We start from the raw sequence: 22,315 nt of genomic DNA, 5'->3' as shown, positions 1-22,315 counted from the left end.
TCATCCCGCCGGGGTGTTTTCATTTGTGCGGCCGACGCTGGCGCGAGGTAAGCGCTCGATGCACACCGTCCGTTCATGAGCGTGCGGCACGGGCAATCTGATTCCCATCAGATGTGCAATGGGATTGATATCCTCCGCTGCCTTCGGGCAGGGAGGACGTCAAGGTCATGCTTTACGCTCCCAACGTTCGTTGCCGATCGGCTAAAGGCGTTCTTACCATTCGCGCCGAATGCCGGTCTTTACGATGTGTGCGTCATAGTCGTCCTCGGAACTGAGCTGGGCTCTAAGGGCATTGTAATAGTCAGGAGCTTGAACACCATGGACCTGATGCTGGTTACCATTTGACGCCTGATAATATGGGTTCATTCCGGGCTGATCCGGCACGACGACGGCCCGCGGATATACCGGCTGACGCGCGGCTAATTCCCGATCAACTTGGCGAGCGGTGTGCGCATGCGATTGCGGGACGTAAACGCCACGAAACTCTGACGGCGGAATACTGTGACGGGTATCTTCGTACGGGGAGGCATAGGCCGCTGGGGCACTGGCGTGCGCTGTCACCATAAAAGTACTCTGCATCCGATGGTAGGCCTGCGATTGCCCGTGCGGCGACAAACTTGTTGTTCGTTGATCCGTCGCCATCATCTCGAGAATCTGCTCAGGCTTCATACCGTACTCCATCGCTGCCTCAAACTCTTTACGTTGTTCGGGACTCAACGAGCGAAGCACCTCTTCCGTTGATGGCGCGTGTGTTTCAGTATGCAGCGGGCCGTATCCATGGCGTTCGAGCGCGACGGACAGCGCCCCATGCGCAGAGTTTTCCACTGCCATGCGCGCGGAGCGCGCCCTCTGTTGAGGATCCGGGCTACCGTGTATCCGGGTAACATCGATATCGCTCCGCGCCACTTGACCGTCGTGTGATTGATTAAATGCAATGTGCTGATCTCGCATCTGGTCTTGAGAAAGGATACCGTGTCGCCTTACGCTGCTATAGGGGCCAGCAAACGCGGGATCAGTCGTCGTTGGCGCAGAAGATGGACGCCCATTGAATGCCGGAGGCATCCCATGGATAGGCGGCTGCGTGTGAGAGGCGGGCCCAGTCCGCGACCCTGCCCCCGAGCCGGGCGCTGGGTAAGGTTCATGAAAATCAGTCGTGTAAGCGTTATTGCCATTCGTAACTCGAGGAAAGCTGTTGCCGCCCGTCATGTCGGTTTCTCCGGTTAACACAAGGTGTAGTGCCGATATTAATGATGTACGCCGACCCGGAAGCCTCACTCATGCGCAGTAAAAGCATGAAACGCGAACCGGAGAACGCTTCAATCCGGAAGCGGCAATTGACCGGGAGGAGTGCAACTAAAGATTGCACCTGTGAAGGCATTCTTCCGCATGCGCGACGAGCTCGGCCGGCGCGAGCAGAACCTCTGGCAGCAGATGCGGGCGCTGATCGCGCGCGAAGTCGAATCGAAGGTGCGGGCGTCATTGGGCTCGCACTCGTCGGGATCGACGCCGTTCAGGCGTGCGGTGCCGATCAGGCGATACGCGATCCGGCGCGGCGCTCCAGCGACGGCGGCCGTGTGTCGAGCGCTGGCGCATCGTCGTCGGGCGCGTGGCCGTGCTGCTTGAAGAACTGCCGGTACGCGCCGGGCGTCATGCCGTGCGCAGCGAGGAACTGGCGGTTGAAGTTCGCGGCATTCGCAATGCCGCAGCGCGCGGCGACCGTCGCGATCGGCCAGTCGGTGCCGGCGAGATGGCGGCACGCGTGCGCGAGCCGCAGCCGTTGCACGTAGCGGCCGACGCTTTCGCCGATATGACGCGCGAACAGCCGCTGCAGCGTGCGTTCGGACAGGTGCGCGACGGCCGCGAGCGCGTCGATGCGCAGCGGTTCGTGGAACTGCCGGTCGATCGCGTCGAGTACGCGATCGAGGCGTTCGGCGCCGGATGCGGTGGAGTCGACCGAGGACGTGGCTGCGTCGGAGCGATCGTAGGCCTGCGAGGTGGCGAGCGGTTCGCCGCCGGCTTCCGCGAGATCGGCAAGCGTATCGAGCGTGGCCGCGAGCCGCACGCGCGGCGACGGATCGAGCAACCGCGGCAGCCGCGCGCGCATCGCGCGGGCCGTCTCCACGTCGAAGCGCAGGCCCGGCGCCGCGCGCCGCAGCAGCGAGCGCAGCGGCGCGTATTCGGGGCAGCAGTCGGCCAGCCGCCGTACCCAGTCTCCGTCGAACCAGACGACGAGCGCGACCTCGGGCGCGCCGCGATCGATGCGCGCGTTCGACGACCACGTATGCGGCAGGTTCGGCGGCACGAGCACGAGATCGTCATCCGCGTAGCGTGCGACGTGATCGCCGATGAAGCGCTGGCCGCGGCTGTTGAGCGTCAGCGTCAGTTCGTACTCGGGATGGCGATGCCACTCGAACGGAATGCGCGCGAGCTGACGGTGATACACGCGGATCGAACAGCCGGACGCGAACGTCACATGCTCGTATTGCGGTTTCATCGCGGCCTCCGGTAGGGGCGGGCAGCGCGCCGTGGCATGATCGTGAGAGATCTTCACGACGGAGCGATGCCATGTTTTCACATGTTTGCGTGGGCGTCGGCGATACGGCGCGCGCCTACGATTTCTACGCGCCGCTGTTCGCCGAACTCGGGTTGCGCGTCAAATTCCACGAACCGGACGGCTGGTCGGGCTGGATGCCGGCCGACGCCGACCGGCCGCTGTTCTTCTTCGGCAAGCCGCTCGACGGACGCGCGCCTGAACCGGGGAACGGCCACACGATCGCGTTCGATGCGCCGACCCGCGATCACGTCGATCGCTGCCATGCGCTCGCGCTTCAGCACGGCGGCGCCTGCGAAGGGCCGCCGGGCCTCCGACCGCACTATCACCGCGACTACTACGGCGCGTATTTCCGGGACCCGGACGGCAACAAGCTGTGCGTGGTCTGCCATCGTCCCGAGTAACGCGCGGTTGTCAGGATTGTATCGATTATTGGCTGGATAGTATCGATGATGACCGTGCGGCGGCCGTACGCTGAGTGCTCATCAAAACGCGATTCAGCGAGGAGACAAGCGATGCACCTGACGATTGACGATCTGCCGGCCGCGATCCGCACGGCGAAACGGGCGCTACGCGCCGACTTGCCCGGCTACGCGGCCACGTTCCGCGAAGTGGAGGGCGACATCGCGCGGCAGGTCGACGCGATCCGCCGCGCGCACGCGCATGGCGATGACGTGATTCCGGTCGTGCCGTTCGCGGATGTCGCGAGCGGGACCGTCGATCCGCTCGCGATTGCCGCGATCCGCACGCACGGCGCGGTCGTGATCCGCGGCGTGTTGGATGCGCAGCAGGCACGCGACTGGAACGACGAGATCGGCGCGTATCTGGATGCGAACCGTTTCACCGAGCGGCTGCATGCGCGCGCGGAAGACCGCTATTTCGGCAACCTCGCGTCGGGCAAGCCGCAGATCTACGGCGTCTACTGGTCGAAGCCGCAGGTGGCCGCGCGCCAGTCGCCGGCGCTCACGCAGGCGCGGGTGTTCCTGAACCGTCTGTGGCGGCATGCGGACGGTACGCGCACGCATTTCGATTCCGACCAGGTGCCCGCCTATGCGGACCGGATTCGTCGCCGGCCGCCCGGGTCGACGTCGCTCGGGCTGTCGCCGCACGTCGACGGCGGCTCCGTCGAGCGCTGGCTCGGCGCGAATTTCCGCCAGGTCTATCGCCACGTGCTGGCCGGCCGCTGGCGCGATTACGATCCGTTCGATGCGGCGTTCCGCCCCGACGTCGAGGAGATTCCGTCGCCGGCCGTGTGTTCGATGTTCCGCACGTTCCAGGGCTGGACCGCGCTGACGCCGCAGGGGCCCGGCGACGGCACGCTGCAGCTGATCCCGGTCGCGAACGCGATGGCCTATGTCGTGCTGCGCGCGCTGCAGGACGACGTCGCCGACGACGACCTGTGCGGCGCGCGTCCCGGCCGCGCGCTGTCGATCCGCCCCGAATGGCACGCGCTGCTGCTCGACGCACTGGTGCCGATCCCGCACATGGAACCGGGCGACGCGGTGTTCTGGCACGGCGACGTCGTGCATGCGGTCGAGGACGCGCATCGCGGCAGCGGCGACAGCAACGTGATGTACATCGCGGCCGCGCCCGGCTGCGCGAAGAACGATGCATACCTGCAGCGGCAGCGGCTCGCGTTCCTGCGTGGCGACAGCCCGCCCGATTTCCCGGCCGACCATTTCGAGGCCGATTTCGATGGCCGTGCGGGGGAGGGCGATCTCACGGCGCTCGGCCGTGCGCAGATGGGATTCGAGCCCGGCGCGTAACGCGCGGGCGGCGGGCGAAACGGCCATTCGCGAGACGGCGGGCGGCCCGTCTGCCGAATCCGCTGCGTGGTGCGCGCAATTCGACGCAATCGGCTGTCGGTGGCGCCGAAATCGACGCGAATTGCGCAAATTGGCTTCCGATAATGGTCCGGACACAACGCTGCCGGCCCGTGCACCGCACGGAGGCGGCGCAGATCATGGAGGAGTCGATGCAATTCACGCAAGCGATCGTTCGCCGTCCCGCGCCGTCTTGCGGCGCGGGCCTGACCACCGCCGAACTCGGCGCACCCGATTACGACAAGACGCTCACGCAGTTCCATGCATACTGCGACGCGCTGCGCATGCTCGGCGTCGAACTGACCGAATTGCCGCCGCTCGATGCGTTTCCCGATTCGCATTTCGTCGAGGACGTCGCGGTCGTCACGCCGGAATTCGCGGTGATCACGCGCCCCGGCGCGCTCGCGCGGCGCGGCGAGACCGCGCACATCGAAGCGGCGCTGCGCGTGCATCGCGAACTGCTGCCGATGCAGCAGGGCCGCCTCGACGGCGGCGACGTGATGCTGGTCGGCAAGCGCTTCTTCATCGGCCTGACGAGCCGCACCGACGCGCAAGGCATCGCCGCGTTCGAGTCGCTGGTGTCGCGCCATGGCTATTCGGTCGTCGCGGTGCCGGTCGGCGCCGGCCTGCACCTGAAATCGGTCGTCAACGCGCTCGGCGACGACACGCTGCTCGTGACCGACGCGCTGGCCGCGCATCCGGCGTTCGCCGACTATCGCCGGATCGCGATCCCGGCCGCCGACGAATACGCGGGCAACACGCTGCGCGTGAACGGCACGCTGATCACGCCGGCCGGCTATCCGCGCGTGCATGACGCGATCGCGCCGCTCGGCATGCCGCTGCACGTGATCGACACGAGCGAGTTCCGCAAGATGGACGGCGGCCTGACCTGCCTGTCGCTGCGGTTCTAGCCGATTGGCGCGCGGCGGCTTCGGCCGGATAATGTGGCCCCGCGCGGAATGGCAGACGTTCCGCGCATGAGCCACGAGCCACGAGCCACGACCCGACCGGAGCGAACGCGGATGACCGACAAGAAGATGCAGCTCGACAAGATCGATCTCCGGATCCTCGACATCCTGCGTACCGACGGACGGATTTCCTACCGGAAGCTGTCGGAGCTCGCGAATCTCACGCCGCGGCCGTGCCAGGCGCGCGTGGAGCGGCTCGAGGCGCTCGGCGTGATCGAAGGGTACCGCGCGGTGATCAAGGCGCCGCGCGCGACCAAGCCGATCGTCGTGATCGCGCAGATCGTGCTGGCCGACCACGGGCGTTCGCAAGCGCCGTTCGAAGAGGAAATGCGCGCGAATCCGGCCGTGCTCGATTGCTGGCTGGTGAGCGGCACGTTCGATTTTCTCGTGCGGCTCGCGTGCGAGGACCTCGACGAGTACCGGCGGATCGCGAACGCGTGGCTGGAAAGCCCGCGGTTCCGGATCGAGAAGATCGTGACGACGGCCGAACTGCAGTCGATCAAGCGCAGCGTCGCATGATGCGACCGGCCCGGCAGGGCCGGTTTGGATGCGAATGACCGGGTCAATCGATTTGCATTCCGAATCGAATCGGCTGGCCGGCTCACAATCAGGGGGAACACCATGGATGCCATGCAAGCGGCGACGGACACGGCCGCACCGTCCGGGACGGCGCTGAAGCGCCGTCTGCAGGGCCGCCACGTCGCGATGATCGCGATCGGCGGGTCGATCGGCACGGGGCTGTTCGTCGCGTCGGGCGCGTCGGTCGCGCAGGCGGGGCCGGGCGGGGCGATCGCCGCGTATATCGCGATCGGGATCATGGTCTACTTCGTCGTGACCGGGCTCGGCGAGATGGCCGCGCTGATGCCGGTATCGGGCTCGTTCGCGATCTACGGCGAGAAGTACGTCGACGAAGGCTTCGGCGTCGCGCTCGGCTGGACCTACTGGTACAGCTGGGCGGTGACGATCGCGATCGAGCTGGTCGCCGCGCAGATTGTGATGCGCTACTGGTTTCCGTCGGTGCCGGGCGTGTGGTGGGGCGCGGGCTTCCTCGTGCTGATCTTCCTGCTCAATACGCTGTCGGTGCGCGGCTTCGGCGAATCGGAATACTGGTTCTCGCTGATCAAGGTCGTCACCGTGATCGCGTTCATCGCGGCCGGGCTGCTGATCGCGGCCGGCGTGCTGGGCGGCGGGCATACCGGCAGCGGGCATACCGGCGGCGGGCATACCGGCACCGGGCATCCGGTCGGCTGGCGCAACTTCACGACCGGCGACGCGCCGTTCGTCGGCGGCGTGCACGCGATGATGAGCGTCGCGCTGATCGCGGGCTTCTCGTTTCTCGGCACCGAGCTGGTCGGCATCACGGCCGGCGAATCGGAGAACCCGCGCAAGACGATCCCGCGCGCGGTGAAGCAGATCTTCTGGCGGATCATGCTGTTCTACGTGCTCGCGATCTTCGTGATCGGCCTGCTCGTGCCGTACACCGATCCGAACCTGCTGAAGAGCGACGTGACCGACATCGGCGTGAGCCCGTTCACGCTCGTGTTCAGCCACGCGGGATTCCCGCTCGCGGCCGGCGCGATGAATCTCGTGATCCTGACGGCCGTGCTGTCGGCCGGCAATTCCGGCACCTACGCGGCGACGCGGATGCTGTACAACCTCGCATCGGAAGGGCGCGCGCCGGCCGTGTTCGCGACGCTGTCGCCGGGCGGCGTGCCGCGCAACGCGCTGTACGCGACGATGGCCGTCGGCGGGCTGTGTTTCCTCACGTCGTTGACCAACAACCAGCGCATCTATCTGTGGCTGCTGAATACGGTCGGCATCACCGGCTTCATCGCGTGGCTCGGCATCGCGGTCTGCCATTACCGGTTCCGCAGGGGATTCCTGAAGCAGGGTTATCGACTCGATCAACTGCCGTATCGCGCGAAATGGTTTCCGTTCGGGCCGGTGTTCGCGGTCGCGGTCTGCATCGTGATTTCGCTCGGGCAGGATTACCAGGCGTTTTTCGCGGCGCGCATCGACTGGATGGAAGTGTTGTCGATCTATGTATGGATTCCGCTGTTCGTCGCGATCTGGTGGGCGTATCGCCGCGCGCGCAAGAGCCGGCTCGTGCGCTACGAGGAGATGGACATCGGGCCGTGGCTCACGCGCTCGGTGGAAGCCGTCGACGCGGCCGCCGCGCAGCACGGGCAGCCGCGCTGATCCTGCGTGAAATTCGCCCGTGCGCGCACGTTCCGCGGTACGTGCCGGGCCGTTACTTGTCCAGCTCCGGATAGTGCCGGAAGATCCCCATGTCGTTGAACGGGATGCGGCGTTCCGACTCGAGGTAGCGCGCGACGGGCGGATGCCGCGCGACGCGATCGTGCAGCGCGACGAGCGTCGCGACCTTGCGCTCCGCGCGCTTCATCGCTTTCGGGAACGCATAGCGCAGGCCCTCGATCAACTGGAACATCGTCAGGTCCGCGTAACTGAGCGCGCTGCCCGCGATATAGCCGCGCTTGTGCGGGTTCTGTTCGAGCACGCGATCGAAGTAGCCGAGGAATTTCGGCAGCCGGTTCTCGAGGAAATCGGCCGCGCGCTCGGCCGCTTCCGCTTGCTGGTCCTCGTAGTACAGGCCGCTGCCGATCGGATGGTGCGTGTCGTGGATCTCGGTGATGAAATCGGCGGCGGTCAGCTGGATCTGATGGACCCACAGCCGGCCGGCTTCGTCGTCGGGCGCGAGCCCGAGCCGCGCGCCGAGAAACAGCAGGATGTTCGCGGTCTGCCCGACGACCACGTCGCCCGCCTTCAGGAACGGCGGCGCGAACGGCACGCATTCGGCCTTCGCGCTGTCCATCATGCGCATCATGGCCGACACGCCCATCCCGCGCCCCGATTCGCGCGCGACGTCGACGTAATCGGCTTCGGCCGCTTCGAGCGCGAGCCGCACATATTCGCCGCGGCCCTGGATTTCAGGCCAGTAATAGAGTTCGTACCGCATGCAAGGCTCCTGTCCGGTCGATGCGCCGGGACGCACGCATCGCGATGGCGGGGAGGGCAGCCGCGCGCCGCCCGTTGCGAATAGACAGTCTATGAGATCGAGTGCGAAATGCCAGTGACGCCTGTACGGTTCGCATGGCTTGATTTGGAAATGATCATTTCCTATAATGGCGCATGGCTAGGAAAATTGCAGCGAACGTGGGCAGGCCGCGAGAATTCGATATGGATGAAGCGCTGGACGGCTTCATCCGCGTCTTTCGCGAGCGTGGCTATCACGCGACTTCTATCGGCGATCTGTCCCGGGCGACGGGGCTCACCGCAGGCAGTCTTTACAAAGCCTTTGCCGACAAGAACGCCATCTTCGTTGCCGCGTTGAACCGGTACATCGATCGGCGCGTCAGCGAGCTCAACATGATCCTTGCCGATGAAGAAAACGGACGGGACAAGGTGCGAGCGCTCCTGCGCTTTTACGCGGACGTCTCGCATGGAGACGAGGGTCGAAAGGGCTGTCTGGTCGTCGGCGGCGCCATGGTTCTGAGTGCGTTGGATAGCGAGATCGCCGGCATCGTCCACAGATCGATGCAGAGGATCGAGCGTCTCCTTCGCGATTTGATCAAGCAGGGGCAGGCCGATGGATCCGTCGATGCCGCGCTGAACGCGCAAGCCACGTCGAGCTGTCTGTTTGCCATGGTGCAGGGGCTTCGAGTGGTGGGGAAGCTCGGCCAGAGCCGGAGCGACATGTCGATGCTGGTTGACGAGGCAATGCGGCTGCTCGACTAAGGTTTGTGCGTCACCCGACAGGCGACGCGATGTGAAGCAACACGCGAAACCGCGCATGCGCGTGATTCGGTTTCGCCGAATTAGGAAACAAATATTTCCGAACGGAAGTGCTCCCGCTGCTCGGGGGCCATCATCCAGCGCAGTCGATTCTGTGGAGAGGACGAACTTATGTACCAGCATCAATCCACCGCGGATGCTTCGCATCTCGAGGCCGCGCCCTATTTTCGGGAAGACCCGCGGCTCAGCGGCTTTCGTCATCGGTTCGATACGGTAGACGGGGTGCGCCTTCATTTCGTCGAAGGAGGCCGCGCCGACGGCGAGACCATCGTCCTGCTCGCCGGCTTTCCGGAAAGCTGGTACGCGTGGCGGAGAGTCATGCCGCTTCTCGCGGACGAATTCAGGATCGTGGCGCCGGATCTTCCCGGACAAGGCGATTCGGACCGTCCACTCGTCGGTTACGACACGCAGACCGTCGCGGCAACGCTTGCGCGCCTGCTGGAGCAGCAAAAGATCGCGCGCTTTTACCTGGCCGCTCACGACGTCGGCGCGTGGGTCGCCTATCCGTTTGCCGCGATGTATCCCGATGCGGTGAAGCGATTGGCGTTGCTCGACGCGGGGATACCCGGCATCACGCTGCCCGCCGCACTGCCGATCGAGCCCGGCAACGCATGGCGCACGTGGCACTTCGCGTTTCATACCGTCGCCGACCTGCCGGAGACGTTGATTGCCGGCAAGGAGCGCGAGTATCTCGATTGGTTCTTGCGTCGCAAGGCGGCCAATCCCGAGTCGTTCTCCGACGCGGATGTCGACGAGTATCTCCGGGTGTTCACCCGGGACGGCGGGTTGCGAGCGGGGCTGGCCTTCTACCGGGCCGTGTCGGCGTCGTCGGCTCAGAACCGCACGCTGCAGGCGCTGGGGAAGCTGAAGATGCCCGTGCTCGCTGTCAGTGCGGATCAGGGGTCCATACCCGACATGGCGGGGCCGCTCGGACACGTGGCGGAAGATGTGACGGCCGCGACGATCGCGCATAGCGGGCATTTCATTCCCGAGGAGCAACCGCAGGCGCTGGCGCGCGAGCTGCGCAATTTCTTCCGGTAGCACGCCGCCGCAAGCCGCCGCGCTTGCCGGGTAATGCTTATCCGGGTATCGCGTGTACTACCCAACTCACTGTTTTTATTCACTTTTTTCGTTATCGTGGTACTCCATGGGCCGATTTTGCGTGGCATAATCGACCGCATCCGCAAGGCTTGTAGTCACAACGACCCCGCATACCCATGGCACAGACTCTCTACGACAAACTGTGGAACACCCACGTGGTCCACACCGAGGAAGACGGCACGACCCTGCTCTACATCGACCGTCAGCTGCTGCATGAAGTCACGAGCCCGCAAGCGTTCGAAGGGCTGAAGATCGCGCAGCGTCCGGTGTGGCGCATCAGCGCGAACCTGGCCGTGTCGGACCACAACGTGCCGACGACGGACCGCAGCCACGGCATCGCCGATCCCGTCTCGAAGCTGCAGGTCGACACGCTCGACGCGAACTGCGACGCGTTCGGCATCACGCAGTTCAAGATGAACGACGTGCGCCAGGGCATCGTCCACATCATCGGGCCGGAGCAGGGCGCGACGCTGCCGGGCATGACGATCGTGTGCGGCGATTCGCATACGTCGACGCACGGCGCGTTCGGCGCGCTCGCGCACGGCATCGGCACGTCGGAAGTCGAGCACGTGCTCGCGACGCAGACGCTGCTGCAGAAGAAGAGCAAGAACATGCTCGTGAAGGTCGAGGGCGCGCTGCCGCGCGGCTGTACCGCGAAGGACATCGTGCTCGCGATCATCGGCAAGATCGGCACCGCGGGCGGCACGGGCTACGCGATCGAATTCGGCGGCTCGACCATTCGCGCGCTGACGATGGAAGGCCGCATGACCGTGTGCAACATGGCGATCGAGGCCGGCGCGCGCGCAGGCATGGTCGCGGTGGACGACACGACGATCGAATACCTGAAGGGCCGCCCGTTCGTGCCGACCGGCGCGGAATGGGATCAGGCGGTCGAGTACTGGCGCCAGTTCAAGTCGGACGACGGCGCGCAATTCGACCGCGTGGTCGAGCTGAATGCCGCCGACATCGTTCCGCAGGTCACGTGGGGCACGTCGCCGGAAATGGTCACGTCGATCGACGGTCGCGTGCCCGATCCCGAGCGCGAGAAGGATCCGGTCAAGCGCGACGCGATGGAGCGCGCGCTGGCGTACATGGCGCTCGAGCCGAACACGCCGATCGAATCGATCAAGGTCGACAAGATCTTCATCGGCTCGTGCACGAACGCGCGCATCGAGGACATCCGCGCGGCCGCGTACGTCGTGAAGAAGCTGAACCGCCGCGTCGCGTCGAACGTGCGGCTCGCGATGGTCGTGCCGGGCTCGGGCCTCGTGAAGGCGCAGGCCGAGCGCGAAGGGCTCGACAAGGTGTTCACCGATGCGGGCTTCGAATGGCGCGAGCCGGGCTGCTCGATGTGCCTCGCGATGAACGCCGACCGGCTCGAGCCGGGCGAGCGCTGCGCGTCGACGTCGAACCGCAACTTCGAAGGGCGGCAGGGCGCGGGCGGTCGCACGCACCTCGTGAGCCCCGCGATGGCGGCGGCCGCGGCGATCGAAGGTCACTTCGTCGACATTCGCCAGCTGGGGTAACACGTGACGGCATCGAAGGTCATCGCGCGGCTGGTTGCCGCGCTGGCGCTGGCCGGGTTGGGCTTCGGCCTGGCCGGCTGCAATACCGTCCGAGGCTTCGGGGAAGACGTCAACGCCGCCGGCAGCGCGCTCAAGCGCGCCGCGGAGTGACGTTTCCCGCCGAGAATTTGTCGATGTGCGCCGGCTGACTGCCGGCCCTTCAACCGGATAGACGGATCATGGAAAAATTCACTGTACATACCGGCGTCGTGGCGCCGCTCGATCGCGAGAACGTCGACACCGACGCGATCATTCCGAAGCAGTTCCTGAAGTCGATCAAGCGCACGGGCTTCGGTCCGAACGCGTTCGACGAGTGGCGCTATCTCGATCACGGCGAGCCGGGCCAGGACAACTCGAAGCGTCCGCTGAACCCGGACTTCGTGCTGAACCAGCCGCGCTACCAGGGCGCATCGGTGCTGCTCGCCCGCAAGAACTTCGGCTGCGGCAGCTCGCGCGAGCACGCGCCGTGGGCGCTGCAGCAGTACGGCTTCCGCGCGATCATCGCGCCGAGCTTCGCGGACATCTTCTTCAACAACTGCTACAAGAACGGTCTGCTGCCGATCGTGCTGACCGAGCAGCAGGTCGATCACCTGTTCAACGAGACGGCCGCGTTCAACGGCTTTCAACTGACGATCGATCTCGACGCGCAGGTCGTGCGCGCGGGCGACGGCCGCGAGTATCCGTTCGAGATCGCCGCGTTCCGCAAGTACTGCCTGCTGAACGGTTTCGACGACATCGGCCTCACGCTGCGCCACGCGGACAAGATCCGCCAGTTCGAGGCAGAGCGGCTCGTGAAGCAGCCTTGGCTCAACACCAAGCTGGTCCGCTGACATCGCGTTCGAGGCGGCGCGCTTTGTGCGCGCTCGCCGGCCTGCCTCCATCACACTCTACCCAGTCAGGAATTTCGCATGAAGATTGCAGTGCTGCCCGGCGACGGCATCGGTCCGGAAATCGTCAATGAAGCGGTGAAGGTGCTGAACGCACTCGACGAGAAGTTCGAACTCGAACAGGCGCCGGTCGGCGGCGCGGGCTACGAGGCGAGCGGCCATCCGCTGCCCGACGCGACGCTGGCGCTCGCGAAGCAGGCCGACGCGATCCTGTTCGGCGCGGTCGGCGACTGGAAGTACGACTCGCTGGAACGCGCGCTGCGCCCCGAGCAGGCGATCCTCGGGCTGCGCAAGCACCTCGAGCTGTTCGCGAACTTCCGCCCGGCGATCTGCTATCCGCAGCTCGTCGATGCATCGCCGTTGAAGCCGGAACTCGTCGCGGGCCTCGACATCCTGATCGTGCGCGAACTGAACGGCGACATCTACTTCGGCCAGCCGCGCGGCGTGCGTGCGGCGCCGGACGGCCCGTTCGCCGGCGAGCGCGAAGGCTTCGACACGATGCGCTATTCGGAGCCGGAAGTGCGCCGCATCGCGCACGTCGCGTTCCAGGCCGCGCAAAAGCGCGCGAAGAAGCTGCTGTCGGTCGACAAGTCGAACGTGCTGGAGACGTCGCAGTTCTGGCGCGACATCATGATCGACGTGTCGAAGGAGTACGCGGACGTCGAGCTGTCGCACATGTACGTCGACAACGCGGCGATGCAGCTCGCGAAGGCGCCGAAGCAGTTCGACGTGATCGTCACCGGCAACATGTTCGGCGACATCCTGTCGGACGAAGCGTCGATGCTCACGGGCTCGATCGGCATGCTGCCGTCGGCGTCGCTCGACAAGCACAACAAGGGCCTGTACGAGCCGTCGCACGGTTCGGCGCCGGACATCGCGGGCAAGGGCATCGCGAACCCGCTCGCGACGATCCTGTCGGCCGCGATGCTGTTGCGCTACTCGCTGAATCGCGCCGAGCAGGCCGATCGCATCGAGCGCGCGGTGAAAACGGTGCTCGAACAGGGCTACCGCACCGGCGACATCGCGACGCCGGGCTGCAAGCAGGTCGGCACGGCCGCGATGGGCGATGCGGTGGTCGCCGCGTTGTAAGCGTGTGGCAATGAAGTGCGGTAATTAATGTGGAAAAGGGTGCGAACGGGCCGGAAAAATCGGCCGGTTCGCGCACGGTTGGCCGTTGTGCGGGCCACCGGCTTTGTGTAGACTCGAACGATGGCGCTGATTTCCCTGATCTCCCCGGTCCTGAAACTCCACGGCAACACTGCCCGTGCGGGTGCGCGCGCCATCGTCATCACGAAAACCATTACCACGAAAACGATCATTAAACGCTGATCGCCGTCGTGCCCGCCTGTTTCCCCGCGCGGTCACGCGGGGACGGAAATGGCGGGGAAGCTCCATTCAAAGCAAAGGGTTAGTCATGAACGTAGGTCTCGTAGGTTGGCGCGGCATGGTCGGCAGCGTCCTGATGCAGCGCATGCAGGAAGAGGGCGATTTCGACCTGATCGAACCGGTGTTTTTCAGCACCAGCAATACGGGCGGCAAGGCGCCGTCGTTCGCGAAAAACGAGACCACGCTCAAGGACGCGACCAACGTCGACGAGCTGAAGAAGTGCGACGTGATCATCACGTGCCAGGGCGGCGACTACACGAACGACGTGTTCCCGAAGCTGCGCGCGGCCGGCTGGAACGGCTACTGGATCGACGCGGCATCGTCGCTGCGGATGCAGGACGACGCGGTCATCATCCTCGATCCGGTCAACCTCGACGTGATCAAGGACGCGCTCGTCAAGGGCACGAAGAACTTCATCGGCGGCAACTGCACGGTCAGCCTGATGCTGATGGCGCTCGGCGGCCTGTTCCGCGAGAACCTCGTCGACTGGATCACCGCGATGACGTACCAGGCCGCATCGGGCGCGGGCGCGCAGAACATGCGCGAGCTGCTGTCGCAGATGGGCACGCTGAACGGCGCGGTGCAGGAACAGCTTGCCGATCCGGCTTCCGCGATCCTCGACATCGACCGCCGCGTGCTGGCCGCGATGAACAGCGACGCGATGCCGACGAGTCACTTCGGCGTGCCGCTGGCCGGTTCGCTGATTCCGTGGATCGACAAGGATCTCGGCAACGGGATGTCGAAGGAAGAGTGGAAGGGCGGCGCGGAAACCAACAAGATCCTCGGCAAGCCCGCGATGGGCGAGCCGGGTTCGATCCCGGTCGACGGCCTGTGCGTGCGGATCGGCGCGATGCGCTGCCACTCGCAGGCGCTGACGATCAAGCTGAAGAAGGACGTGCCGCTCGACGAGATCAACGGCATCCTCGCATCGGCGAACGACTGGGTGAAGGTCGTGCCGAACGAGCGTGAAGCGTCGATGCGCGACCTGTCGCCGGCGAAGATCACCGGCACGCTGACGGTGCCGGTCGGCCGCCTGCGCAAGCTCGCGATGGGCGGCGAATACCTGTCGGCGTTCACGGTCGGCGATCAGCTGCTGTGGGGCGCGGCCGAGCCGCTGCGCCGCATGCTGCGCATCCTGCTCGACAAGTAAGCACGTTGGCTGTCCGGCCCGCGGGCCGGGCTGCACGATACGACGCGCCGCGTCGGCCTTGGGATTCAGGGCCGGTGCGGCGCGTTTTTCATGCGCGGTTCAGCGCAGGTTCAGCAGCGTCTGGTCGACGGCCTGCTGGGTCTTGATCGTCTGCGCATTCGCCTGGTAATTGCGCTGCGCGGTGATCAGGTTCACGAGTTCGGTCGTCAGGTTGACGTTCGAGTTTTCCAGCGCGCTGCCCTGCAGCGTGCCGTGGTTCGTGCTGCCCGGCGCGGAGATCTGCGGCACGCCCGACGCGGCCGTTTCCGCATACTGGTTGCCGCCGATGTTCACGAGCCCGTTCGGGTTGTTGAAGTTCGCGAGCGCGATCAGGCCGAGCACCGCGCTCTGGCCGTTCGAGTAGTTGCCGGTCAGCTTGCCGTCGGTGCCGATCGAGAACGTCGTCAGCGTGCCGCTCGCGAAGCCGTCCTGCGCGAGGTTGTTCACGCCGTCCTTGCCGCCGTACTGGGTCGTGCCGCCGAGGTCGAGCGTCAGGTTCTGCGGATTCGCGCCGCCCGTCGTGTTCGGGATCGAGAACGCGAACTGGCCGAGGCTCGCGGTCGGCTGGCCGGTCGCGGCCGACGTCGTCGAGCTGATCCGGCCCGATGCGTCGAACGTGACGGTGCCGAGATTCGTCGGCGTCTGGCCCTGCGCGCCCGCGTAGGCTTGCCACGTGCCGGCCGCCGGCTTCACGAAGTACAGGTTGACCGGCTGCGAACCGCCAAGCGAGTCGTAGACCTGGATCGACGTGTTGTAGTTGTACGTCGTGTTGTCGGTCGCGTTGAACGGCGTCTTGGCCGGCACCTTGTCCTGCGCGTTCAGGTTGAACTGGCCGGTGATCTTGTTCGTCGCGCGCGGCGCGATGTTGCTGGTCGGCGCCTGCAGCGGCACGGTCTGCGCGGTGTTGATCACGCCGCCGGCGCCTGCCGCATAGCCCATCAGGTTGCGGCCTTGCGCGTCGACGATCGCGCCGTTCTTGTCGCGGTGGAACGTGCCGTCGCGCGAGTACGTGGTCACGCCGTTGCTCGACATCTGGAAGAAGCCGTTGCCGTTGATCGCGACGTCGAGCGACGACTTCGTCGAATTGATCGTTCCCTGGCTGAAATGCTGCTGCACCGACGCGAGCCGCGTGCCGATGCCGATCTGCGTGTTGACCGACGTCGCGACCGAATTTGCGTACATGTCGGCGAAGTTTGCGCGGCCCTGCTTGAAGCCGACCGTGTTTGCGTTCGCGATGTTGTTGCCGATCACGTCGAGATTGCTCGACGCGCCGGCCAACCCGCTCAAACCCTGTTGATAGCCCATGTTCGTCCCCGTAACGAGCTGGTGAGTGATGCAGTCGTGCGACTGCGCGATGGCCCTCCGGTACTGCACGGCATCAGCCCGGCCGGCGCGCTCCCGCCTTTCCCGCATGGGCGAGCGCGACGTCGAAACATGCCGATTCCTGTTTGAAGGCGATCGTATCGACGGCGGTTATTCGGTCTGTGTAATTTTGTGTAATGAAATTGAATTGATGCAGAAATGATCGCTTTTGTATGAGTAATCAAGCGAGAGAGAGGGGGTCAAAGCCTTGCGGGGCGGGGATTTGGTGGTGTGGATTTTCATTTCTCCGATAAGAGGCGGAAATTGGCTTCTTATCGGCGAATTGGAATTGATTGGAGTGGGATGGGGCGCCGGTCGGGATTTGTCTTGATTTTCCGGCTGTTAATTCATTAACGGCGGACAGGATGGATTGTTGAGGGAGTGCTTGCGATTCTGTCGCCGCGATCCTGCGGCGGACGCCCGCTGAGCGCCAAAAAGCCGCGTCATTCGAGCGGGGCGCGAGGCTGCCGCGAGACGGCTTCCAACTGCGGCACGCAGGTTCGTTTTGATCGATCGGATGCATGGGCTACGGGCAGACGGACCCGCGCGACACGAGCGCCCGCCCGGGCCCGGTGGCACCTGTCGGCGACGAATTCGGCCGGAACCCGATCGTGTGAAGTAAACTACGCGGTTACGACGCACAGACCCGCCGAAAGCGTCGCGTTCCGCGCGACGCTTTTGCATTTCTGCAGCGCTTTATTGACGCTTCCAACCGCGAATCCGAGCCGCGCCCGTGCGCGGCGATAGAGCCAACGATGTCCCGAATTTCCTTGTTTCCGCGCCAGTCCCGTCTGTCGCGCGCCGTGCGTGGCGCGCTGGCGATCCTGGCGCTCGGCGCCGCCGCATCGGCGTGGGCAGTCGGCACCGGCGACCTGCCGGCATCCGCCGTCGGCGGCGCCGCCCCGCTTACCGTGACGGTCCAGCCGGGCCAGTCGCTGAACGACATCGCGAAAGCGGCCACGCAATCGCACGATCCGGCCGTGCTCGCGCGCGCCGGTCGCGCGCTGTTCGACGCCAATCCGCAGGCGTTCATGAAGCGCGACGCGAGCCGTTTGAAAGTCGGCGCGACACTGACGGTGCCCGCGCTCGATGCGACCGGCGCGGCGCTCGCGCCGGCCGGCGCATCCGCCGCGTCCGCTGCATCTGGCCCGACGGCCGCTTCCGCGCCCGCCGCCGCATCGGGTGGGGCAGCGATCGCGCAGCACGGCGCATCCGCGCCGCAGCCCGGTTCGGCCGCGCAACCCGCGCCGGTGGCGCCGGCCCTGCATGCCGCTCCGGTGAGCGGCGCGAGTGCCGCGACGGCGACGGCGGCGGGCGCATCCGCTTCGAGCGGTGCTTCGGCGTCGATCGGTGCGTCGGCCGCGCATGGCGCATCGGCTGTCGACGGCACGCAGCCGGCGGCGCCCACGGGCGGTGCGAGCGGCCCGCATGTATGGAGCGGTGCGATCCAGTCGGCGCCGTCGTCCGCGAGCGAGGCGACGGGGCAGTCGGTGCCGGGCAACCCGGTTGCCGGCATGCGCGAGCCGGCCGGCGCGGCACCCGCCGTCGGTGCGTCGCAGCCGCGGCCGTCGAGCCTGCAGCAATTGCTCGCGTTGAAGAACCGCGTGCTGATGGAGTTGCAGAAGCACGGCATCGGCAAGCCGGCGACGACGACCGGCGTCGCGCCTGCTCCGGCGCCTGCCGCGCCGCGTCCGGCTGCGAATGACGCGGGTGCATCGGCCGCTGCATCGACGGCGGACGAAGTCGCGTCGGGTGTGGCAGCCAGTGCGCTGCAACCGGCATCGGCTTCCGTGCAACCGGTCGCACCCGTCGCGACCTCGGCACGTCGTACCGAGCAGATGGACTGGCGCCCGGCCGCGGCGGCCGGCGCTGCCGTTATCGTGCTCGCGGCCGGCTTCGCATGGCGCAAACGCCGGAAGGGTCGGCGCGCGGACGAGGCGGGTGCCGCTGCGACCGCGGCCGCAGCAGGTGGCGCCGCGGCTGCGGAGGCGGAAGCGGAAGCCGCGCCGTCCGTCGAACGCGAACTGCCGATCACGCCCGAGATGCCGATCGCACGCGATGCCGCGTCCGACATGAATCTCGCCGCGGCGACTGCCGCCGCCGCGGAGACGATCGAGCCGCCCGCGGCGGATACATCGCCTGCGCTTGTAGTGACGGCGCCGCACGACGAGTCGCCGGAATTACCGCCTGCTGACGCTGCCGTGTCGCCGGCGAACGACGCGATTCCGGGTTCGGCTGAGGCTCCGCACGACGCAGAACCCCTGGAAGAAGCCACTGCCGCCGACAAGCCGGCCGAGTCGACCAAGCTGGCCGAGCCGTCCGCCGCATCCGTCGCCCCTTCGAGCGCCGAAGCCCAGCACGCGACACTGATGCAGAACGCGATCAGCGCGCTCAACAGTCTCGACATGCCGTTGCCGCCGCGGACGGCGGAGGAGCCGTCGACGACGGGGGAACCGCCCGCGCAGGCACCGCAGCCCGACGCCGATAAAATTGCAACTAACGGTCAAGCCGCGCAGCATCCGCCGATGGGTTCGGCTGAAACGACACCGGAACATCCGGCCGACCAGGAAGACGAGCTCGACTGGGATCCGGACGCGGTGACGTCTGTCGGCCAGGCGGGCAGCCCAGCTACGTCGTCGTCGTTGCCGCCGCTCGGCGGTGCGCAGTTCGGCGCGCTGAAGCTCGACTTCGATCTCGACCTGCCGTCCACGCCGGGCGCCGCGCTGCCTGCGCTTACCGCGGACGAGCTTGCGCGCATCGCCCGCAACAAGCTCGACCTCGCGGCCGAGTACGTCGAACTGGGCGACCTGTCCGGCGCGCGGACGCTGCTGCAGGAAGTGGTCGACGCGAACGACGCCGCGACGCGCGACGATGCCCGCGCGCTGCTCGCGAAACTGGCGGACGAGGCGTGATGCGGATCGCGCTGGGTATCCAGTACGACGGCGCGGCGTTCTGCGGCTGGCAGGCGCAGCCGCACGGCAAGACCGTGCAGGACCGGCTCGAACATGCGCTGGCCGAGTTCGCGCGGGTGCCGCTGCACACGACGGTGGCCGGGCGGACCGATACCGGCGTGCACGGGCTCGGGCAGGTCGTGCATTTCGACACGGACCTCGATCGCGAGGTGTTTTCGTGGGTGCGCGGCACCAACGCGTTCCTGCCGCCGACCGTGTCGGTGCAGTGGGCGAAGCCGATGCCGGACACGTTCCATGCACGCTTCTCGGCGTTCGAGCGCACCTACTACTACGCGCTGTACGTGCACCCGGTGCGTTCGCCGATGCTGGCCGGGCGCGCGGGCTGGATCCACACGCCGCTCGACGACGACGCGATGCGCGCCGCCGCCGCGCACCTGATCGGCGAGCACGATTTTTCGTCGTTCCGGTCGTCGGAATGCCAGTCGAAGACGCCGGTCAAACACCTGTATCAGATCGACGTGCGGCGCGAGGGGCATTTCATCCATTTCCGCTTCCGCGCGAACGCGTTCCTGCATCACATGGTGCGCAACCTGATGGGCTGCCTCGTCGCGGTCGGGCGCGGCCGCTATCCGGCCGACTGGCTCGCCGACGTGCTGGCCGGCCGGGACCGCAACCTCGCGGCCCCGACGTTCATGGCCGACGGGCTGTATCTCGCCCACGTCGGCTACCCGGCGGAATTCGCCGTCCCGCCCGCGCAGCTCGGCAGCGTGCCGTGGAGCAGCGTCTGGGCCGATCTGGACCCACAAACATGACGGAGCACGCCGTGTCTTCTTCGACTTCCGCCGCGGCCGGCCAGCCGCCGCGCACGCGCATCAAGCTGTGCGGGCTGTCGCGCCCCGAGGACGTGCTGCACGCGGCGGCGCTCGGTGCCGATGCGATCGGCCTCGTGTTCTACCCGAAGAGCCCGCGCGCGGTGACGATCGCGCAGGCGGCCGAGCTGGCGAGCCTCGCGCCGCCGTTCGTGTCGGTGGTCGGGCTGTTCGTGAATGCGACCGAAGCCGAGATCGAAGCCGTCGTGCGCGACGTGCCGCTCACGATGCTGCAGCTCCACGGCGACGAGACGCCGCAGCAGTGCGATGCGCTCGGCCGCGCGGCCCGCCTGCCGTGGTTGCGCGCGGTGCGCGTCGGCCCCTCGACGCAGCGTGCCGATTTGGTAGAATCGGCTCTTCATTATTCGAAAGCGCGCGGCCTCCTGTTCGACACTTTGGTGCCGGATTACGGCGGTAGCGGCAAGGTCTTCGATTGGTCTCTTATTCCCGCAGAGCTCGCGCGTCGGGCCGTTTTGAGTGGTGGCTTGAACGCGCAAAACGTCGGTGATGCGATCCGCCAGTTGCGTCCGTTTGCTGTCGATGTCTCGAGTGGCATCGAAGTGGAGGGCGCGAAGGGCGTGAAGGATCACGCCCGGATGGCGGCGTTCGTACGCGCGGTGCGCGAGGCGGACGCCGGGTGATGCAAGCCGGTGCGGCCCCAAAAGCGGGCGCACCGACCGATCGAGAGAGACACCATGTACAACCTTCCTGATGATCGGGGCCACTTCGGCCCGTATGGCGGCGTGTTCGTCGCCGAGACGCTGATTCACGCGCTGGACGAACTGCGCGCGGCGTATGAAAAGTTCCAGAACGATCCCGACTTCGTCGCCGAATTCGAGCGCGAGCTGAAGTACTTCGTCGGCCGCCCGTCGCCGATCTATCACGCGCAGCGCTGGAGCGAGATGCTCGGCGGCGCGCAGATCTACCTGAAGCGCGAAGACCTGAACCACACGGGCGCGCACAAGATCAACAACGTGATCGGCCAGGCGCTGCTCGCGAAGCGCATGGGCAAGAAGCGCGTGATCGCGGAAACGGGCGCCGGCCAGCACGGCGTCGCGACCGCGACGATCTGCGCGCGCTTCGGGATGGAGTGCGTCGTCTACATGGGCTCGGAGGACGTGCGCCGGCAGGCCGCGAACGTCTACCGGATGAAGCTGCTCGGCGCGACGGTCGTGCCGGTCGAATCGGGTTCGCGCACGCTGAAGGACGCGCTGAACGAGGCGATGCGCGACTGGGTCACGAACATCGAAAGCACGTTCTACATCATCGGCACGGTCGCGGGCCCGCACCCGTACCCGATGATGGTGCGCGACTTCCAGCGCGTGATCGGCGACGAATGCAAGGTGCAGATGCCCGAGCTCGCCGGCCGGCAGCCGGACGCGGTGATCGCGTGCGTCGGCGGCGGGTCGAACGCGATGGGCATCTTCTATCCGTACATCGACGACGAATCGGTGCAGCTGATCGGCGTCGAAGCGGCCGGCGACGGCCTCGACACGGGCCATCACGCGGCCTCGCTGATCGCCGGCAGCCCGGGCGTGCTGCACGGCAACCGCACGTACCTGCTGCAGGACGACAACGGCCAGATCATCGAGACGCATTCGGTGTCGGCGGGCCTCGACTACCCGGGCGTCGGCCCCGAGCACGCATGGCTGAAGGACAGCGGCCGCGCGCAGTACGTGCCGATCACCGACGCGGAAGCGTTGAAGGCGTTCCACGACTGCTGCCGGATCGAGGGGATCATCCCCGCGCTCGAGTCGAGCCACGCGATCGCGTATGGCGTGAAGCTCGCGCCGACGTTGCCGAAGGACAAGCTCCTGCTCGTCAACCTGTCGGGTCGCGGCGACAAGGACATGCACACGGTCGCCGAGCGATCGGGCATCGAGCTCTGA

The 22,315-nt window shown here is 66.4% G+C and carries 21 protein-coding genes; 17 read left to right on the top strand and 4 right to left on the bottom strand.

Features of this window, described 5'->3' with window-relative positions; all coding sequences use genetic code 11:
• Positions 1 to 213 precede the first annotated feature (213 nt).
• Both KR541_RS29745 and KR541_RS29740 read right to left on the bottom strand, forming a co-directional pair.
• Entirely contained in the window at positions 214 to 951 is a 738-nt protein-coding gene (locus KR541_RS29745) for a hypothetical protein (protein WP_124593214.1), read from the bottom strand.
• 577 nt (positions 952 to 1,528) lie between these two features.
• Entirely contained in the window at positions 1,529 to 2,494 is a 966-nt protein-coding gene (locus tag KR541_RS29740) for a helix-turn-helix domain-containing protein (protein ID WP_050011287.1), read from the bottom strand.
• Positions 2,495 to 2,565: 71 nt separating this feature from the next.
• Here KR541_RS29740 and KR541_RS29735 point away from each other — a divergent pair, with 71 nt between their 5' ends.
• The 5 genes from KR541_RS29735 (at position 2,566) to KR541_RS29715 (ending at position 7,541) form a co-directional block, all read left to right on the top strand.
• Positions 2,566 to 2,955: a VOC family protein gene (locus tag KR541_RS29735; protein WP_050011286.1), complete on the top strand. Its 390-nt coding sequence runs from the start codon at positions 2,566 to 2,568 to the stop codon at positions 2,953 to 2,955.
• 111 nt (positions 2,956 to 3,066) lie between these two features.
• Complete coding sequence (locus tag KR541_RS29730) at positions 3,067 to 4,317, top strand: DUF1479 domain-containing protein (RefSeq protein ID WP_050011285.1); 1,251 nt, start codon at positions 3,067 to 3,069, stop codon at positions 4,315 to 4,317.
• Between the two features lie 209 nt (positions 4,318 to 4,526).
• The gene (locus tag KR541_RS29725) at positions 4,527 to 5,285 is read left to right on the top strand and encodes a dimethylarginine dimethylaminohydrolase family protein (RefSeq protein WP_050011402.1); all 759 of its coding nucleotides are present in this window, start codon (positions 4,527 to 4,529) and stop codon (positions 5,283 to 5,285) included.
• Positions 5,286 to 5,396: 111 nt separating this feature from the next.
• Positions 5,397 to 5,861 carry an Lrp/AsnC family transcriptional regulator gene (locus KR541_RS29720; protein ID WP_216089985.1) on the top strand — a complete coding sequence of 155 codons (465 nt, stop codon included), beginning with the start codon at positions 5,397 to 5,399 and terminating at the stop codon, positions 5,859 to 5,861.
• A gap of 102 nt (positions 5,862 to 5,963) precedes the next feature.
• Entirely contained in the window at positions 5,964 to 7,541 is a 1,578-nt protein-coding gene (locus tag KR541_RS29715) for an amino acid permease (protein ID WP_050011283.1), read from the top strand.
• A 52-nt stretch (positions 7,542 to 7,593) separates the two neighbouring features.
• On the opposite strand, the gene KR541_RS29710 is transcribed toward KR541_RS29715, so the two are convergent.
• Positions 7,594 to 8,319 carry a glutathione S-transferase gene (locus KR541_RS29710; protein WP_050011282.1) on the bottom strand — a complete coding sequence of 242 codons (726 nt, stop codon included), beginning with the start codon at positions 8,317 to 8,319 and terminating at the stop codon, positions 7,594 to 7,596.
• Positions 8,320 to 8,492: 173 nt separating this feature from the next.
• Here KR541_RS29710 and KR541_RS29705 point away from each other — a divergent pair, with 173 nt between their 5' ends.
• The 8 genes from KR541_RS29705 (at position 8,493) to asd (ending at position 15,244) form a co-directional block, all read left to right on the top strand.
• Positions 8,493 to 9,098, top strand: a complete 606-nt coding sequence (locus KR541_RS29705; RefSeq protein ID WP_080334131.1) for a TetR/AcrR family transcriptional regulator — start codon at positions 8,493 to 8,495, stop codon at positions 9,096 to 9,098.
• A 168-nt stretch (positions 9,099 to 9,266) separates the two neighbouring features.
• Complete coding sequence (locus KR541_RS29700) at positions 9,267 to 10,196, top strand: alpha/beta fold hydrolase (RefSeq protein ID WP_089489163.1); 930 nt, start codon at positions 9,267 to 9,269, stop codon at positions 10,194 to 10,196.
• Positions 10,197 to 10,372: 176 nt separating this feature from the next.
• Positions 10,373 to 11,782, top strand: coding sequence for a 3-isopropylmalate dehydratase large subunit (gene leuC, locus KR541_RS29695; protein WP_050011280.1), 1,410 nt, complete (start codon positions 10,373 to 10,375; stop codon positions 11,780 to 11,782).
• A 3-nt stretch (positions 11,783 to 11,785) separates the two neighbouring features.
• Entirely contained in the window at positions 11,786 to 11,932 is a 147-nt protein-coding gene (locus KR541_RS29690; protein WP_011548098.1) for an entericidin A/B family lipoprotein, read from the top strand.
• A gap of 68 nt (positions 11,933 to 12,000) precedes the next feature.
• A complete protein-coding gene (gene leuD, locus KR541_RS29685) occupies positions 12,001 to 12,651 on the top strand; it encodes a 3-isopropylmalate dehydratase small subunit (protein WP_050011279.1) in 651 nt (216 codons plus the stop codon).
• Positions 12,652 to 12,729: 78 nt separating this feature from the next.
• Positions 12,730 to 13,797 (top strand): 3-isopropylmalate dehydrogenase, encoded by a 1,068-nt coding sequence (gene leuB, locus KR541_RS29680; RefSeq protein WP_011548096.1) that lies wholly within the window; start codon positions 12,730 to 12,732, stop codon positions 13,795 to 13,797.
• 120 nt (positions 13,798 to 13,917) lie between these two features.
• Positions 13,918 to 14,037, top strand: a complete 120-nt coding sequence (locus KR541_RS29675) for a hypothetical protein (RefSeq protein WP_006756675.1) — start codon at positions 13,918 to 13,920, stop codon at positions 14,035 to 14,037.
• An 85-nt stretch (positions 14,038 to 14,122) separates the two neighbouring features.
• A complete protein-coding gene (gene asd / locus KR541_RS29670; RefSeq protein WP_069618461.1) occupies positions 14,123 to 15,244 on the top strand; it encodes an aspartate-semialdehyde dehydrogenase in 1,122 nt (373 codons plus the stop codon).
• Between the two features lie 99 nt (positions 15,245 to 15,343).
• Here the strand turns inward: asd and flgE are convergent, their stop codons facing one another.
• Positions 15,344 to 16,588: a flagellar hook protein FlgE gene (gene flgE, locus KR541_RS29665; protein WP_050011277.1), complete on the bottom strand. Its 1,245-nt coding sequence runs from the start codon at positions 16,586 to 16,588 to the stop codon at positions 15,344 to 15,346.
• Positions 16,589 to 17,400: 812 nt separating this feature from the next.
• Here flgE and KR541_RS29660 point away from each other — a divergent pair.
• The 4 genes from KR541_RS29660 to trpB are packed head-to-tail and all read left to right on the top strand — an operon-like array spanning position 17,401 to position 22,315.
• Positions 17,401 to 19,557 carry a FimV/HubP family polar landmark protein gene (locus KR541_RS29660; RefSeq protein ID WP_216089984.1) on the top strand — a complete coding sequence of 719 codons (2,157 nt, stop codon included), beginning with the start codon at positions 17,401 to 17,403 and terminating at the stop codon, positions 19,555 to 19,557.
• Entirely contained in the window at positions 19,557 to 20,369 is an 813-nt protein-coding gene (gene truA, locus KR541_RS29655) for a tRNA pseudouridine(38-40) synthase TruA (protein ID WP_050011275.1), read from the top strand. The genes KR541_RS29660 and truA overlap by 1 nt, the downstream gene beginning before the upstream one ends.
• Positions 20,366 to 21,067: a phosphoribosylanthranilate isomerase gene (locus KR541_RS29650; protein WP_050011274.1), complete on the top strand. Its 702-nt coding sequence runs from the start codon at positions 20,366 to 20,368 to the stop codon at positions 21,065 to 21,067. The genes truA and KR541_RS29650 overlap by 4 nt, the downstream gene beginning before the upstream one ends.
• Positions 21,068 to 21,121: 54 nt before the next feature.
• Positions 21,122 to 22,315: a tryptophan synthase subunit beta gene (gene trpB, locus KR541_RS29645; protein WP_050011273.1), complete on the top strand. Its 1,194-nt coding sequence runs from the start codon at positions 21,122 to 21,124 to the stop codon at positions 22,313 to 22,315.

The organism is Burkholderia sola, from assembly GCF_905400185.1.
In the GTDB taxonomy this organism is placed as follows: domain Bacteria; phylum Pseudomonadota; class Gammaproteobacteria; order Burkholderiales; family Burkholderiaceae; genus Burkholderia; species Burkholderia sola.
This window is presented reverse-complemented; position numbering and strand designations above follow the sequence as displayed.

Coding starts and splice junctions, on each gene's coding strand:
- KR541_RS29745 (WP_124593214.1), bottom strand. CDS start 951: ATGCGAGATCAGCACATTGCATTTAATCAATCACACGACGGTCAAGTG.
- KR541_RS29740 (WP_050011287.1), bottom strand. CDS start 2,494: ATGAAACCGCAATACGAGCATGTGACGTTCGCGTCCGGCTGTTCGATC.
- KR541_RS29735 (WP_050011286.1), top strand. CDS start 2,566: ATGTTTTCACATGTTTGCGTGGGCGTCGGCGATACGGCGCGCGCCTAC.
- KR541_RS29730 (WP_050011285.1), top strand. CDS start 3,067: ATGCACCTGACGATTGACGATCTGCCGGCCGCGATCCGCACGGCGAAA.
- KR541_RS29725 (WP_050011402.1), top strand. CDS start 4,527: ATGCAATTCACGCAAGCGATCGTTCGCCGTCCCGCGCCGTCTTGCGGC.
- KR541_RS29720 (WP_216089985.1), top strand. CDS start 5,397: ATGACCGACAAGAAGATGCAGCTCGACAAGATCGATCTCCGGATCCTC.
- KR541_RS29715 (WP_050011283.1), top strand. CDS start 5,964: ATGGATGCCATGCAAGCGGCGACGGACACGGCCGCACCGTCCGGGACG.
- KR541_RS29710 (WP_050011282.1), bottom strand. CDS start 8,319: ATGCGGTACGAACTCTATTACTGGCCTGAAATCCAGGGCCGCGGCGAA.
- KR541_RS29705 (WP_080334131.1), top strand. CDS start 8,493: ATGGCTAGGAAAATTGCAGCGAACGTGGGCAGGCCGCGAGAATTCGAT.
- KR541_RS29700 (WP_089489163.1), top strand. CDS start 9,267: ATGTACCAGCATCAATCCACCGCGGATGCTTCGCATCTCGAGGCCGCG.
- leuC (WP_050011280.1), top strand. CDS start 10,373: ATGGCACAGACTCTCTACGACAAACTGTGGAACACCCACGTGGTCCAC.
- leuD (WP_050011279.1), top strand. CDS start 12,001: ATGGAAAAATTCACTGTACATACCGGCGTCGTGGCGCCGCTCGATCGC.
- leuB (WP_011548096.1), top strand. CDS start 12,730: ATGAAGATTGCAGTGCTGCCCGGCGACGGCATCGGTCCGGAAATCGTC.
- KR541_RS29675 (WP_006756675.1), top strand. CDS start 13,918: ATGGCGCTGATTTCCCTGATCTCCCCGGTCCTGAAACTCCACGGCAAC.
- asd (WP_069618461.1), top strand. CDS start 14,123: ATGAACGTAGGTCTCGTAGGTTGGCGCGGCATGGTCGGCAGCGTCCTG.
- flgE (WP_050011277.1), bottom strand. CDS start 16,588: ATGGGCTATCAACAGGGTTTGAGCGGGTTGGCCGGCGCGTCGAGCAAT.
- KR541_RS29660 (WP_216089984.1), top strand. CDS start 17,401: ATGTCCCGAATTTCCTTGTTTCCGCGCCAGTCCCGTCTGTCGCGCGCC.
- truA (WP_050011275.1), top strand. CDS start 19,557: ATGCGGATCGCGCTGGGTATCCAGTACGACGGCGCGGCGTTCTGCGGC.
- KR541_RS29650 (WP_050011274.1), top strand. CDS start 20,366: ATGACGGAGCACGCCGTGTCTTCTTCGACTTCCGCCGCGGCCGGCCAG.
- trpB (WP_050011273.1), top strand. CDS start 21,122: ATGTACAACCTTCCTGATGATCGGGGCCACTTCGGCCCGTATGGCGGC.